We start from the raw sequence: 14945 nt of genomic DNA on the forward strand, positions 1-14945 counted from the left end.
GCGACCAGAAGCGTCATGATATCTCATAGAGATATAACATTATCACAAAAAATTTGGTGGCTGTGCGACGTTTCCTGTTATATCTCGGAATGTGCGTTCGGGTTGCACGAGGAAGCCGCGGAAATGAAGAGTGACGGCCGCCGGCAAGGCATCATGGATTTTCTGATGGACACCGGCACCGCCAGTGTCGACGATCTTGCCTCGCGCTTCGGCGTCTCCAAGATGACTGTCCACCGTGATCTCGACGAGCTCGAGGAAAGCGGTTTTCTGCGCAAGGTGCGCGGCGGCGCCTCGATCCAGCCGAGCAGCCTTTTCGAGAGCGATTTCCGTTACCGCCAGCGGCTGGCCGGCGATGAAAAGCAGCGCATCGCCGCCGCCGCCGTGACGATGATCGAACCGGGCCAGACGGTGATTATCGACGACGGCTCAACCGCAGGCGGCGTTGCTCGGCACCTTGCCGATCTGCGTCCGCTGACGGTGATCTCGAACAACCTGGCTGTCATCCAGGATTTGGCGGGCGTTGCCGGAATCAACCTGATTGCGCTCGGCGGCCAATACAGCAAGAAGTTTCACGGCTTCTTCGGCCTGCTCGCCGAGGACACGTTGAAATCATTGCGGGCCGATGTCGCTTTCCTGTCATCATCGGCCATACATGGTGCCTCTGCCTTCCATCAGGATCAGGAAGTGGTCCAGACCAAACGGCTGATGATGGCCGCAGCCGCGCGCAAATATCTGCTGGTCGATCATGGGAAATTCGGCCGCACCGCCTTGCATTTCCTGACCGATCTCAAGGCTTTCGATACCGTCTTCACCGGCCGCGAGCCGCAGCCGCAGATGCGCGCGGCGCTGGATGGCGCTGGCGTTTCGCTGACAGTGATCGCAGAGTAGGAGAGCACGCATGGTTTACTGGGTCGGCACCAGCTGGAAAATGAACAAGACGCTCGCCGAGGCGATGGCTTTCGCCGATGCATTGGCCGAGTTCGTCCCCGGTTTCGACGAGCGCATCCAGCCTTTCGTCATCCCGCCCTTCACGGCGATCCGCGAGGTCAAGAAGGCGCTGTCGCCGACGCGCATCAAGGTCGGCGCGCAGAACATGCATTGGGCCGACGCCGGCGCCTGGACCGGCGAGATCTCGCCGGTAATGCTGAAAGACTGCGAACTTGATATGGTAGAGTTGGGCCACAGCGAACGGCGCGAGCATTTCGGCGAGACCGACAAGGCTGTCGGGCTGAAGACTGCGGCGGCGGTGAAGCACGGTCTCGTGCCACTCATCTGCGTCGGCGAGACCTTGGCTCAACGCGACAGCGGCCAGGCTGATGCGGCGTTGGCCTTGCAGGTGCACGGCGCGCTGCAGTTTCTCGAAGGCGCCGCCAAGGCGGCGACGATCCTGTTTGCCTATGAGCCGGTCTGGGCGATCGGCGACAAAGGCGTGCCGGCCAGTTCGGACTATGCCGGCAGACAGCAGGCGCTGATCAAGAAAATCGCCAGCGAACTGCTGCCGGCAGTGCCGCCGGTGCTTTATGGCGGCAGCGTCAATCCGCAAAATGCCGCCGAACTGATCGGACAGTCTCATATCGACGGCTTGTTCATCGGCCGTTCCGCCTGGCAGGCGGAAGGCTATATGGACATCCTCAAACGCGCCTCGGCGGCGATCTGAAGCATCGAACAGGAAGGAAACCGAACATGAAAATAGCCATTGGAGCCGACAGCGCCGGCAAGCCGCTGCTCGACGTCATTGCCGCTCACCTCGCCACCAAGCCCGGCCTCATGGTCAGCGATCTCAGCCAGGCGGGCTACTATGCCGACCTGTCGCAGAAGCTCGCCCAGACCATCCTGGACGGCGAGAACGACCGCGGCATCCTGTTTTGCGGCACCGGCATCGGCGTATCCATATCCGCCAACAAGGTGCCCGGCATTCGCGCTGCACTCACCCACGACACCTATTCGGCCGAGCGCGCTGCAAAATCCAACAACGCCCAGATCATCACCATGGGCGCCCGCGTCATCGGCCCGGAATTGGCCAAGTCGATCGTCGACGCCTGGCTCGCATCGGAATTCGATGAGAAGGGACCATCGGCCGGCAATGTCCAGGCCATCGACAGGCTCGACGCGGCGAAGCGGGGTTAGACCAGACCGTTCCGCATCGCCCTGATGATCGTCACGGCCGATGCGGCGCCGGGGTCCATATGCCCGAGCGAGCGCTCGCCGAGCCGCGATGAGCGGCCCTTGGCGGCGATCATGTCCTTGGTCGCCTCGGCTCCCCGTTCCGCCGCCGCAAGTGCAGCCTCCAGGCTCTCGGACAGGCCCTTGCCGGCTTCCTGCGCGACACCCGCTGCTTGGGCCGCCGGCAGCCAGGCGTCGACCATGGTCTTTTCGCCGAGCTCGGCCTTGCCGCGATCCTGGATGCCTTGCGCCATCGCCCGGAGCATGGCGATGATGTCAGTGTCCTCCAGAATTGCCTTGCCTTTGACGGCGGCGGCAGCGCGCATGAAGGCGGTCGCATAGAGCGGGCCTGACGAGGCGCCGACGGCGTTGAGGAACGACTTTGCTGCGGTGTTGAGCAGCGCCGTCGGCTCGGTCGCCGCGAGGTCGAGTTGCGCCAGTGCATCGCGCGCAGCAGTGAAGCCTAGTGCCATGGCGATGCCATGGTCGGCGTCGCCGATGACGCCGTCGAGCCGGCAGAGCCGGTCCTTGTCGGCGTCGATCGCCGCCGCGATCGCATCGAACATTCTTTTCAAGCCGACTGAGTCGATCGAGGTCATGATGCCCTCTCAGCCGGCACGGAACATGGCGCAGTCGCAAGGATGGTCGAACATCGCCTGCAACTCGCCGTCGAGATGCATCAGCGTCACCGAGGCGCCGGCCATTTCGAGCGAGGTGCAGTAATTGCCGACCCAGGTCGCGTGGACGGAAACGCCGATGTCGTCGAGCCTCTGCTTGACCCGCCGGTTTATGATGTAGAGTTCCATCAGCGGCGTTGAGCCGAGCGAATTGACCAGCACCGCGACCTTGTCACCGCGTGCCGGCGTCATCTCGTCGAGGATCTTGTCCAGCATCTCGTCGGTGATCTCGTCGGCGGTTTTCAATTTTCCGCGCGCGATGCCTGGTTCGCCATGGATGCCCATGCCGATCTCCATCTCGTCCGGTCCGATCTCGAAATTGGGCCGGCGGGTCTGCGGTAGCGAACAGGGCGACAGCGCCACGCCCATGGTGAAGGTCTGATCGTTGGCCTTCCTGGCGATACGCTCGCATTCATCGAATGACAGCATCTGGTCGCAGGCGGCACCGGCGGCCTTGAAGATGAAGAAGTTGCCGGCGACGCCACGTCGCTTCTGCCTCTGGTCGCGTGGTGCCGAGGCGACATCGTCGATGGTCAGCACGGTGCGCACCTCGATGTCGTCCATTGCCGCCATTTCGGCGGCCATGTCGAAGTTCATCACGTCGCCGGCATAGTTGCCATACATGAACAGTACGCCGGCGCCGCCGCTGGCCGCCTTGGCGCATTCAAGGATCGGGTCCGGCGGCGGCGAGGCGAAGACATTGCCGATGGCCGCGGCGTCGGCCAGTCCCTTGCCGACGAAGCCGAGGAAGGTCGGCTCGTGGCCCGAGCCGCCGCCGATGACGAGGCCGACCTTGCCTTGGCGCGGTCCGTCGCGGGCGATGATGGAGCGCGGACTTCCCTCCGCGCTTTTAAGATGGCGGGGATGCGCGGCCAGGATGCCTTCCAGCATCTCGTCGACCGTGCGGTTGCCGTCATTGATGATCTTCTTGGTCTGCACCGGCATCCTCCCTAGTTTTCGTGAGATACTACAGCGCCTTACCGGGATTTCCACCCGGCGACGGAGATTTCACGCCGCGATGCGTTCGCGTGCCGCCAGCAGTTGCACGCAGGCACTGGCCGCCTCTTTGCCCTTGACCTGGAAGTGTTCGAAGAAGAAGCGATGATGGTCCGCGCTGTCATGGTAGTTGTGCGGCGTCAGCACCGCCGAAAGCACCGGCACGCCAGTCGACAATTGCACGGTCATCATGCCGTCGATGACCGCGCTTGCCACGAATTCATGCCGGTAGATGCCGCCATTGACGACGAACGCGGCGCCGAGGATAGCGGCATAGGGGCCGGTCTCGGCAAGCGTTTTTGCATGCAGGGGAATCTCATAGGCGCCCGGCACATCGAAGACATCGACGGCAAAGCGTTTCTCTCCGAGAACCGCCAGTTCCGCCTCGAATGCTTCAACGCATTGGTCGACGATATCGGCGTGCCAGCGCGCCCGAATGACGGCAACGCGGATCGTTTCATAGCTTTTCTGGGAATGCTGATTCATGGGTCCATCCTTCCGTTTCGAACCAGAATCAGGACGCACGATATAGAGTCCGAACCGCGAGAGCGGACCGTCTTCCATTCGTTCTCTTCCATCCGGACTGTGACCGTCGGCTCCGGAATCACACCGGATCTGCTGACCCCTCCGGCTAACCGGAAAGCGCTCGCGGGCTTGGGCCGAGACCCTTACCGCCGGTGGGGACTTTCACCCCGCCCTGAGAACATTGACGGCGTTTGTATGGAAGGGCCGGAAAGCGCTGTCAACCACCGGCGTCGTCGTCGATGGCGCAGAAATAGCCATCCGTTCCGACTTAGTACCCTTGAGGGCGAGGGAGGCGCTGATAAATTGCAGCATCAAATGGCGATCATGGGCAAGGCCGGCAGCACCTTGTCCAAGGTGATGGGAAATTCACGCACCCGCGCGCCGGTCGCGTTGTAAACGGCGTTGGCGACAGCAGCCCCCGCACCGCACACGCCGAGTTCGCCGAGGCCCTTCGCGCCAAGCGGATTGGCCTTGTCGTCGTCTTCCTCGAGGAAGACGACCTCCATCGCGGGGACGTCGCCGTTGACCGGCACATGATACTCGGCAAGATCGTGATTGACGAAGTGGCCGTAGCGCGGGTCGAGCACCGTCTGCTCCATCAGCGCTGCACCGATCCCCCAGGTCATGCCGCCGATGATTTGCGAGCGCGCGGTCTTGGCGTTGAGGATACGCCCCGCGCCGATCACTGCCAGCATCCGGCGCATGCGGATTTCACCGGTATCGCAATCGACAGCGACCTCGGCGAAATGCGCGCCATAGGAATGCTGCGAATAAGCCTTGTAAGACTGGGTGGTGGCGCCCGCGGCTACGGAGCCTTCGGCCTCGAACCCGTCGGGAGAGACCCTCCCTATGAGATCGGCCAGGCTCGCCGATCGCTGGCCGATCCTGACCTCGCTATCGGCAAAGCTTGCCTCGGTGGCGTTCGCGCCGCGCAACGGCGAGGCCTCGCTCGACTGCGCCGCCTCCAGGATCTGTTTCTTGAGGACGTTGCACGCATTATACAAGGCCGAACCCGCGCTTGCTGCGCCCCAGGACCCGCCGGAGCCAGCGGTACGCGGGAAGCGGTTGTCGCCGAGCTCCACCTTGACGGACGAGATCGGCAGGCCGAGGCTCTCGGCGGCAATCTGGGTCAGGATCGTATAGGTGCCGGTCCCAATATCGGTCATGTCGAGCCGCGCTGTAACCCGAGCGTCCCGGTCGATCCCAACTCGCGCCATCGCCGCGCCGATGTAGTTCGGACGGATCGCTGCCGCCATGCCGTGGCCGATAAGCTTGCGGCCGTCCCGGGTTCGGCCCGGTGTCGGGTTTCTCCGCTCCCAGCCGAAACGGCGGGCGCCTTCCACCATGCAGGCGACGAGATTACGGGTGGAGAACGGCACGCCGCGCTCGGGATCCTGTGCCGGTTCGTTGCGGATCCTGAGTTCGATCGGGTCCAGACCGACCTGCTCGGCGAGCTCATCCATGGCGCATTCGAAAGCCAGCATGCCGGGCGCTTCGCCGGGCGAGCGCATCCATTCGCCGCGGTTGATGTCCAGCGGAACCAGGCGATGGCGAGTGAGACGGTTCGGCGCCGCATAGAGCGAGCGCGCAAAAACTGCCGTTTGTTCGCAGTACTCCTCGAAGCTGGACGTTGCGGACCAGACATCGTGCGCGATCCCGGTGAGCCGCCCGTCGGTGTCCGCGCCGAGACGTACCTGTTGGACCATCTCTGCGCGATGACCGGCATTGGCGAACATCTGTTGTCGCGTCAGCGCGATCTTCACGGGGCGCTGCAGCACCTGCGCTGCAAGTGCGGCCAGGATCGTGTCGGCATGGGCAATCAGCTTGGAGCCGAAGCCTCCGCCGATGAAGGGGCTGACGATGCGCACTCGCTCGGGCGAGATGCGAAGCGTGCTGGCGACCCCCGCCCGGAAGTTCGCGAGGGTTTGCGCCGATGTACGGATCGTCAGCTCGTTAGCTGACCAGGCAGCAAGCGTCGCATGCGGCTCCATCGGATTGTGATGTTCGAAGGGGGTCCCGTAAGTGGCATCGATCTTGATCGGCGCCGTCGCAAAGGCGCGCTCGAAGTCGCCGACCACGCTGTCGGTCTCGAAGCCGGCATTGGTCCGCTTTGGCGCGTAGGCGTCGGCGATATGTCCCGGTAGATCGTAGAGGCCCGGCTCCTCGTCGTAGCGTACTCTGATGAGGCCCGCAGCAGCGCGTGCCGCCTCGAACGTCTCCGCAACGACCAGCGCGACCGGCTCGTCGTAATACCGCACCCGATCGCTGTTGAGCGCGGGCCGGGCGCGCGTGAAGACCTCCGGCACCGTCGGCGTGACCGTTGGGCCAAAATTCGGCTGGGCCGGCGCATTGCGGTGCGTCATGACGAGCAGCACTGCCGGCGCCCGTTCGGCTTCGGCCGTGTCGATCTCGGCGATGCGGCCCTTGGCGACGGCGGCGCCGAGAACATAGCCATAGACTGTACCATCCAGCTCATTCTCGTAAGCGTAGGTGGCATTGCCCGTCACTTTGAGCGGACCGTCGATGCGGTCGATCGGCCTCCCGATGATGCCATTGCGTGTTTCGGGAGGACGGTTCCCGGAGGTCGTCGTCTCTGTCATTGCATCACCTCATGCACGTTCGATGGCAGCAGCGAGCGTGTGCCGCATCGTCCGTTTCGCTAGCGGGATCTTGAATTCATTGGCGCCATGCCCGACGGCTCCGGCGAGCGCGGCTTCGGCCGCGTCGGTAAAGGCACCGTCGGACGCCGACGCTCCTGCGAGCGTGCGCTCCGCCTCGGTCGCGCGCCAGGGCTTCGCTGCCACGCCGCCCATGGCGATCCGAGCACTTCGGATACGATCGCCGCCTTTCTCGACGATTGCTGCCACCGACACCAGCGCGAAGGCGTAGGAAGCACGGTCGCGCACCTTGCGGTAAAGCTGCCGGCCGGGTGGCGGCGGCGGCAGGGCAACCGCGACGACCATTTCGCCGTGGCCGAGCACGGTCTCCACATGGGGCATCGTCTCGGGCAATCGATGGAAATCGCCGATCGGGATCGTGCGGGTCTCGCCGCCGGGCGAGACGGTCTCGATCCTGGCGTCGAGCCCGGACATGGCGACCGCCATGTCGGAGGGATGGACCGCGATGCATGCTTCGCTCGCGCCGAGTACGGCGTGCATGCGGTTGAAGCCCTGAAGCGCCGCGCAGCCTGAACCCGGCTGGCGCTTGTTGCAAGGCATGTTGCGGTCGTAGAAGTAGGGGCAGCGCGTGCGCTGCAGGAGATTGCCGCTGGTCGAGGCCTTGTTGCGTATCTGGCCGGACGCTCCCGCCAGCAGCGCTTGCGTGAGCATAGGGTAGCGCGACCTCACCCGCGGGTCGGCGGCGAGATCGCTATTGCGGACCTGGGCGCCGACCCGAAGCCCGCCTTCCGCTGTCTCCTCGATCCGACCCAGCGGCAGCCGGCTGATGTCGACGAGATGTGCTGGGCGCTCGATCTCGAGCTTCATCAGGTCGAGCAGGTTGGTGCCGCCGCTGATGAACTTGGCGTCCGACCGGGCCGCGACCGCGGCGGCCGCCTGCTCTGCACTCGTTGCACGTTCATAAGTGAAGGACTGCATTGCTCATGCCTCCTCTGCCGCGTCGCGGATTGCAGCGACAATGTTCGGATAGGCGGCACAACGGCAGATGTTGCCGCTCATCCGCTCGCGGATCTCGGCATCGCTGAGAGCGACGGAAGCCGCTGCCACGTCGGCGCTCGCATGGCTTGGCCAGCCGGCCCGCGCCTCGCCCAGCATGCCAACCGCCGAGCAGATCTGGCCTGGCGTGCAGTAGCCGCACTGGAAACCATCGCGGGCGATGAAGGCGGCCTGGACCGGATGCAGCCGGTCGCCTACGGCAAGGCCCTCGACCGTGGTGATCTCGTCGCCTTCATGCATTGCGGCAAGCGTCAGGCAGGAATTGATCCGGCGTCCATCGACAAGCACCGTGCATGCGCCGCACTGGCCGTGGTCGCAGCCCTTCTTCGAGCCGGTGAGGCCAAGATGGTTGCGCAGGGCGTCGAGCAGTGTCGTCCGCGGGTCGAGCTCGATGGCAAGATCCTTCGCGTTGATCCGCAACGACATCGTCATCGTCGGTACCGGCGAGGACGATGCAGCCGCCGTGACCGTCTCGGCCGGCTCCGCGTCAACCGGTATTCCGGTAGCCAGGAGCACCCCGGTCGCAACACCGCCCTCCAACACCATCCGACGCGTCGGCCCGCTCCTGTTGTCCGTTTTGGCCATGCATGATCTCCCAGTCGCCATGATCTCCCAGTCGCAATGAAGCGCAGACGGCAACTTGACCCGAGCGAACCCTCGGGTTCTGTCACCCAACGACACTGGAGGTGGGAGTGCGGGCGGCGGCTTTCTTTCAAGAAACCGGCGGCACTATCAGGATTCTGGAGAAGAATTCACCCGATAGGCACGAGGCGTCATGCCCCTTAGACGTCGGAAGGTCGTGGTGAAGTGGCTCTGGCTTGAAAAGCCGAGCCGAAAGGCAATGACACCGATCGACAAACCCGTTTCGCGTAGCAGCGCCTCCGCTCGCCGCACCCTTTCCTCGATCACATAGGCATAGGGTGCAAGGCCGGTCGTCGCCTTGAAGCGACGCGCAAAACTGTCGACGGCCATGCCCGCGACAGCTGCCAGCTCGCTTAGCGAAATGTCGGAATTCATCCGTGCATCGATGTAATCCCGAACGCGACCAAGTGCCCGACGGCTGAGACAGCCGTGACGTACAGACCGCTGTTGCTCCCGGCTCAGGTTGGCCACGCGGAGACTGACGAGGGCGACCAGATGCTCGACATAGGCAGTGTCCGGCTTGTGGCCGAGTGCCATCTCGTCACGAAGCGAACTCAGCAGCGTGGCGACGACCGCGTCCTTCTTGTTCACCAGGATCGGCAGGTTCCTCAGGCGTTCGCATCCGGGAAGCCCGATATTGGGATCGATCCACAGGGCTGAATAGGAGAGGTTTACATCGCGATAGAAGCCCTGTCGCTCCGCGCCTGCCGGGACGAAGGTGAGGGCTCCGGGACGATCCATTCCGTCGTAGAGAGATCTTGCCTCGTGCCGGATGGATGTATGGGACGTGCCGCCTTCTTCGGTCAGCACGATCAGATGATGAGGGGCTGTCCAGCGGAGCTCCGCCTCCCGGCACGCCCATCGCCGGTTGTCGAAGACGATCGAGGAGCTGACCCATGACGCGGTTTGCAGGGGCTCCGACTTCTCGTCCTGGCTCCGAACCCGTCCGTCACCAAGCAACGGTCTGAATGACATCGCGGTATCCCGCTGGTTCACTCGCCGGGCCGTGGTCAACCCCGGCTTCGAGCGTTGGGCGCCCCGCCGCTACGCATACGGCCGTCCATGTGGGACAGGCAACGGGCGTTTCTAACCGTGCCGTGTTCAAGAAATCGTGAGATCAGGCAAATGCAGCGCGTCCTCCCGGCAAAGCGGATCATCCGCGCTCGGGAAACATCGCCCTCAGGCCTTCGCGCGAGGCCGTAGCGACACCGCGTTCGGTGATCAAGCCGGTGACCAGCCGCGCCGGCGTCACGTCGAAGGCCGGATTGGCCGCCGGCGTGGCTTCCGGCGATACGCGGACCTGGGCGATCTCGCCGGAAGCGGTCTTGCCCCAGACCAGCGAGACCTCGTCGGGCGAGCGCTGTTCGATCGGGATTTCGGCCAGCCCGTCGCCCACGGTCCAGTCGATCGTCGGCGACGGCAGCGCGACATAGAACGGCACGTCGTTGTCGTCGGCGGCGAGCGCCTTGAGATAGGTACCGATCTTGTTGCACACATCGCCGTCGGCGGTGGTCCTGTCGGTGCCGACGACGACCATGTCGATCTGGCCGCGCTGCATCAGATGGCCGCCGGCATTGTCGACGATCAGCGTATGCGGCACGCCGTGGCCGGCCATCTCCCACGCGGTCAATTGGGCACCCTGGTTGCGGGGTCGCGTTTCGTCGACATAGACATGGACTGGAATGCCGGCTTCCGTCGCCAGATAGATCGGCGCGGTGGCGGTGCCGTAGTCGACGGTGGCCAGCCAGCCGGCGTTGCAGTGAGTCAGGATATTGACTGGTTCGCCCGGCTGCTTGCGCGCCGCGATCGCCTTGATGATTTCGAGCCCATGGGCGCCGATGGCGCGGTTGAGGCCGACATCCTCGTCGGCGATCTCGCCGGCACGCCGATAGGCAGCCGCGGCACGCTCTGCCAGGGGAAGCGTCAGCAGGAAGCGCTGCATTTCGTTCAGCGCCCAGCGCAGATTGATCGCCGTCGGGCGCGTTTCGTGCAAGGTTGCCCAGACGGCGTCGAGCGCCGCATCCGACGGATCGTCGGCCATCTGCATGGCGACGCCATAGGCCGCGGTGACGCCGATCAGTGGCGCCCCGCGCACCCACATGTCGCGGATTGCCGTGGCGATGCCGGCGACGGTATCGATCTTTTCGATGCGGAAATCATGCGGCAGCCAACGCTGGTCGATGATCTCCACCGAACGCCCGTCGTCACTCGGCCAGATGGTGCGGTAGTGGCGGTCGCCGACGTTCAAGTCTTGCTCTCCCGTTCGATCAGCGCGGCCAACTGGTTGACCTCGTCGATGCTGTGGATCTGGCGCCGGTTGACGGCGAGGTGACGGCCGAATTTCAGCGCCTTTGCTTCACATCTGGCGCGCAGATCCGGATCGGCAATGGTCTCGAAATCAGCATTATGGGCAAGGCCGAGAATGCGCCGGTGAACCTCGACGCCGGCAAAGCCGAGCAGATCGGTCCAGATCGACTGCAGCATGTGGTCTAGCGCCTGCTCGGCGCCAAGCCTGTCGTCCTGATCTTCGAACAGGCTCTTCTGGTAGAGCATGCCGGTACGCTCGGTCCGCCACAGATGCGAGAACTCGGCGCGAAACACCGACCATGTCTCGACCGTAACGCCGAGCAGATAGTCGCGCATGGCGTCGCGGCTTCCGCCCTGTTCATGGCCGCGCTGCGAGAAGAACGCCATCCAGAAATTGGCGAGCAGCATGCCGACGTCGAAGGCGATCGGCCCGTAGAAGGCGAATTCGGGGTCGATCATCCGCGTTTCGGTGTCGGTGATCATGATCGAGCCGGAATGCAGGTCGCCATGCAGCAGCGTCTCGGCATTGGCGGCGAAGATGTGCTTCATACGCTGCGCCTCGACCTTGAGGTCGCGGTCGGCGCGCAGCTCGGCGACGATGTCATCGAGCTGTGGGCTGGTGTGCCGGTTCATCTTGGCATCGAAATACGGATCCGAGAAAACCAGGTTCTCGGTGATGTCGCAGAGTTCGACATTGTCGGCGAACAGCGCCAGATCGGCCTTGCGGTCCTTGGTCGCCATGCTGAGGTCGGAGCCGCGAAACAACGTGCGGGCCATGAACAAGCCGATGTCTCTCGCGATGTTGGGCAGTTGCCGGCCCTCGATCAGCGCCCGCCGCAAGATAATATGCGGCGACAGATACTCCATGATGATCAGCGCCTGGCCTTCATCGAAGTGGTAGATCTCAGGCACCGAACCCGGCGCCCGTGCCTGTTGCCGCGTCAGCGCATGATATTCGAAGAAGGAACGCTTCAACGGCAGCGGCCAGCTGTCGCCGACCAGCCGGACGTAGGGCAGGGCCTGCTTGACCACGGCCGCACCCTCAGCACCCTCGACAATGAACACAAGGTTTAGATTGCCGTCGCCGACTTCGCGAACCTTCCACTGGCTCGTATTCTTGCCGATCTGCGAACACAGGGGCCCGTTGGCACCGAGACGGCCCGCCAGCGTCTCGACCGACAGTGCTTCGAACGGCGATTTCCCAGTCATCCTCACCTCCCGCTCATGTGCTCCGATGATAGCGGAGCCAACGCGGTCGGGCCAAGCTAGGAAGCCTTCTGGCAATTGTCAATCGTGTTGACAATTGCCGATAGAGCCCATAGCGTCACGGTCAGGGAGGAACGAATGGGCAATGATGCCGTGTTCCGCGTCGACGGCCTGAGGAAATCCTTTGGCCATATCGAGGTGCTTGGCGGCGTCTCGCTCGAATTGCATGCCGGCGAAGTGACCGTGCTGATGGGCGCCAACGGTGCCGGCAAATCCACCCTCGTCAAGATCATCAGTGGCGTCTACGACCATGGCGGCGGCTCGATGTCGCTTGCCGGTCATGACTTCGACCCGAAAACGCCGGCGGAGGCGATCCGCGCCGGTGTCGTTACCGTCCACCAGAACATCAATGACGGTGTCGTCGCAGACCTTGACGTCGCCACCAATCTTACCCTCGACAGGTTGAGCGGCAGCGGCGTGCCGACCCTGTTCAATCCAGGCCGGGTGCGTCGCGAGGCAAAGGCGGTGGCCGACCGCATGGGACTGGCCATCGACCTCAAGGCCCGGATCAGCGATCTCTCTCTGGCCGACCGCCAGATGGTGGCGATCGCCCGCGCCATGGCACACCGGCCGAAAGTTCTGATCCTCGACGAGCCCACCTCCTCGCTGTCCAGTGCCGAGGCCGACCGGCTGTTCGCATTGCTCGACCGGCTCCGCCAGCAAGGCGTGGCCATTCTCTACATTTCGCACCGTATGTCTGACATCAGGCGGCTTGCTGATCGCATCATTTCGATGCGCGATGGGGTTATCTCAGGCATCTTCGACAAGAAGCCGCTGGATTACGAAGGTGCGGTCAACGCCATGCTCGGCCGCAAGATCCAGCTCGAGCGGATCGTCGCCAGGAATTCGGCCAAAGCAATTTTTGCCACGGACGGGTTGCGGATTGCAGAAGGCGCCCGGCCGATTTCGCTGACGCTCGGCGACGGCGAGGTCGTTGCCATCACCGGCCTTGTCGGCGTCGGCAAGACCGCGCTCGCCGAGACGCTGTTCGGCCTGCGCCAACCGTTGGCTGGCACCATGATGCTGAACGGGAAACCCTATGCGCCGGAGTCGACCGGCGAAGCGGTCGCCGCCGGTGTGTTTCTCGTCGCCAAGGACCGCGGCGAAAACGGCATCGTCGGCGACTTCAACATCCAGGAGAATATCAGCCTGCCGTTCCACAGGCGCATGTCGCGTCTCGGCGTCCTCAAGCGCCGCATCGAACGCGCCGTTGCCCGCCAGCAGATCCAGGAACTGGGCATCGTCTGCCGCTCGGAAAAGGACGAGATGTCCGCCCTTTCCGGCGGCAATCAGCAGAAGGTGATGGTCGCCCGCTGGATGTCGCAGGGCGCAAGGCTTTTCATCCTCGACGAGCCGTTCCAGGGCGTCGACATTTCGGCCAGGCGCGACATCGCCGCCAAGCTGCGGGCCAGCGCCAGCGGCCGCGCGACGCTGCTGTTCGTCACCGAACTCGATGAAGCCCTGGAGACGGCCGACCGCATTCTGGTGATGTCGGAGCAGACGATCGTCGGCGAGCACCGCAACACCGATATCGATCTCGAGCGTCTGCTGGCCGAAGTGGCGGGCGGGCCGTTGCACAGCGCAGCCTGAGGGCGGGAAGACGATGAGAATTGGAATGGAGAGGGCATGAGTTCAGGTTGGGTGAAGACGTTGCCAGCATGCGGGAGCGCTGAATGATCCTGCGCGACAATGCCATCCGCTATGGCTTCATCGTCCTGTTGTTCGGGTTGATCGCCTATTTCGCCATCGCCGCCGACGGCTTCGTCTCACCGCAAAGTGCTGTCTTCATCTTCCAGTCGGTCGCCATCACCGGCGTTCTGGCCCTCGGCGTCACCGCCACTCTGGTCGTCGGCGGCTTCGACCTGTCGATCGGCTCTGTCGCCACCAGCGCCATGATGGCGGCTGCCTATGTTATGGTGGTGCTGGAGCAGAACGCCGTCGTGGCGGTCGTCGTCTGTCTTGTGATCGGCGCCGTGGTCGGCCTGATCAATGGCTGGCTGATCGTCTATATGCGGGTGCCGGACCTTTTGGCGACGCTCGGCATGATGTTCCTGCTTGTCGGTCTGCAGCGCATACCGACCGAGGGCCGTTCGATCGCCACCGGCATGACCATGCCGGACGGCTCGGTTGCCAACGGCAGTTTTGGCGCCGCCTTTCTGGCGCTTGGCCGCCATCGCTTCGACTTCTTCATCCCGAACCTCATTCCGGTGTCGGTCGTCGTCCTGCTCGTGCTGGCGGTGCTGATCTGGTTCTTTCTCGAATACACCCGTTTCGGGCGCATGATGTATGCGGTCGGCAGCAACGAACGCGCTGCCGAACTCGCCGGCGCGCCTGTCAAGGCATACAAAATCTGGGCCTATGTGATTTCGGGAGTTTTTGCCTCGATCGGCGGCATTTTGCTCGCTGCCCGCCTTGGACGCGGCGACATCGCCTCGGGTAATAATCTGTTGCTCGACGCGGTGGCTGCGGCACTCATCGGTTACGCGGTTCTCGGCGCCGCCAAGCCGAACGCCTTCGGCACGGCTGTCGGCGCGGTGTTTGTCGGCGTGCTGCTGCAGGGCCTGACGATGATGAACGCGCCTTACTACACGCAGGATTTCGTCAAGGGCGTGGTTCTCGTGGTCGCCCTTGTCTTCACCTTCGCCCTGTCCGGCAGGGGCAGGAGATAGGTTTGACCGGTTACATTTTGGGTTCA

The 14945-nt window shown here is 63.7% G+C and carries 14 protein-coding genes and 1 riboswitch; of the genes, 5 read left to right on the top strand and 9 right to left on the bottom strand.

What is annotated here, in order from left to right; translation table 11 throughout:
* The first annotated feature begins 123 nt into the window (after nt 1-123).
* The 3 genes from E5W70_RS02290 to E5W70_RS02300 are packed head-to-tail and all read left to right on the top strand — an operon-like array spanning nt 124 to nt 2127.
* Nucleotides 124-888 (top strand): DeoR/GlpR family DNA-binding transcription regulator, encoded by a 765-nt coding sequence (locus E5W70_RS02290; protein WP_292653840.1) that lies wholly within the window; start codon nt 124-126, stop codon nt 886-888.
* Between the two features lie 10 nt (nt 889-898).
* Nucleotides 899-1657, top strand: a complete 759-nt coding sequence (locus E5W70_RS02295; RefSeq protein ID WP_292653841.1) for a triose-phosphate isomerase — start codon at nt 899-901, stop codon at nt 1655-1657.
* Between the two features lie 26 nt (nt 1658-1683).
* On the top strand, nt 1684-2127 hold the full coding sequence (locus tag E5W70_RS02300; protein ID WP_292653842.1) for an RpiB/LacA/LacB family sugar-phosphate isomerase: 444 nt from the start codon (nt 1684-1686) through the stop codon (nt 2125-2127).
* Here E5W70_RS02300 and dhaL read toward each other — a convergent pair.
* The 9 genes from dhaL to mtnK form a co-directional block, all read right to left on the bottom strand.
* Nucleotides 2124-2762, bottom strand: a complete 639-nt coding sequence (dhaL, locus tag E5W70_RS02305; RefSeq protein ID WP_292653843.1) for a dihydroxyacetone kinase subunit DhaL — start codon at nt 2760-2762, stop codon at nt 2124-2126. The genes E5W70_RS02300 and dhaL overlap by 4 nt on opposite strands.
* A gap of 9 nt (nt 2763-2771) precedes the next feature.
* Nucleotides 2772-3779 (bottom strand): dihydroxyacetone kinase subunit DhaK, encoded by a 1008-nt coding sequence (locus E5W70_RS02310; RefSeq protein WP_292653844.1) that lies wholly within the window; start codon nt 3777-3779, stop codon nt 2772-2774.
* Nucleotides 3780-3848: 69 nt separating this feature from the next.
* Nucleotides 3849-4322 carry a 6,7-dimethyl-8-ribityllumazine synthase gene (locus E5W70_RS02315; RefSeq protein ID WP_292653845.1) on the bottom strand — a complete coding sequence of 158 codons (474 nt, stop codon included), beginning with the start codon at nt 4320-4322 and terminating at the stop codon, nt 3849-3851.
* Between the two features lie 76 nt (nt 4323-4398).
* A riboswitch (FMN riboswitch) is annotated at nt 4399-4545 on the bottom strand.
* Between the two features lie 127 nt (nt 4546-4672).
* Entirely contained in the window at nt 4673-6961 is a 2289-nt protein-coding gene (locus tag E5W70_RS02320) for a xanthine dehydrogenase family protein molybdopterin-binding subunit (protein WP_292653846.1), read from the bottom strand.
* Between the two features lie 9 nt (nt 6962-6970).
* Nucleotides 6971-7957: a xanthine dehydrogenase family protein subunit M gene (locus E5W70_RS02325; RefSeq protein WP_292653847.1), complete on the bottom strand. Its 987-nt coding sequence runs from the start codon at nt 7955-7957 to the stop codon at nt 6971-6973.
* A 3-nt stretch (nt 7958-7960) separates the two neighbouring features.
* Complete coding sequence (locus tag E5W70_RS02330) at nt 7961-8620, bottom strand: 2Fe-2S iron-sulfur cluster-binding protein (RefSeq protein WP_292653848.1); 660 nt, start codon at nt 8618-8620, stop codon at nt 7961-7963.
* 147 nt (nt 8621-8767) lie between these two features.
* On the bottom strand, nt 8768-9652 hold the full coding sequence (locus tag E5W70_RS02335) for an AraC family transcriptional regulator (protein WP_292653849.1): 885 nt from the start codon (nt 9650-9652) through the stop codon (nt 8768-8770).
* 178 nt (nt 9653-9830) lie between these two features.
* Nucleotides 9831-10925: an S-methyl-5-thioribose-1-phosphate isomerase gene (gene mtnA, locus E5W70_RS02340; RefSeq protein WP_292653850.1), complete on the bottom strand. Its 1095-nt coding sequence runs from the start codon at nt 10923-10925 to the stop codon at nt 9831-9833.
* Nucleotides 10922-12193, bottom strand: a complete 1272-nt coding sequence (mtnK, locus tag E5W70_RS02345; RefSeq protein WP_292653851.1) for an S-methyl-5-thioribose kinase — start codon at nt 12191-12193, stop codon at nt 10922-10924. Before mtnK ends, mtnA begins: the two co-directional genes overlap by 4 nt.
* Nucleotides 12194-12328: 135 nt before the next feature.
* On the opposite strand from mtnK, the gene E5W70_RS02350 reads away from it, so the two are divergent.
* Nucleotides 12329-13840: a sugar ABC transporter ATP-binding protein gene (locus E5W70_RS02350; RefSeq protein WP_292653852.1), complete on the top strand. Its 1512-nt coding sequence runs from the start codon at nt 12329-12331 to the stop codon at nt 13838-13840.
* An 83-nt stretch (nt 13841-13923) separates the two neighbouring features.
* Nucleotides 13924-14919 (top strand): ABC transporter permease, encoded by a 996-nt coding sequence (locus E5W70_RS02355; RefSeq protein ID WP_292653853.1) that lies wholly within the window; start codon nt 13924-13926, stop codon nt 14917-14919.
* Nucleotides 14920-14945 lie beyond the last annotated feature (26 nt).

Origin of the sequence: Mesorhizobium sp. (genome assembly GCF_005063415.1) — a bacterium.
Taxonomy (GTDB): domain Bacteria; phylum Pseudomonadota; class Alphaproteobacteria; order Rhizobiales; family Rhizobiaceae; genus Mesorhizobium.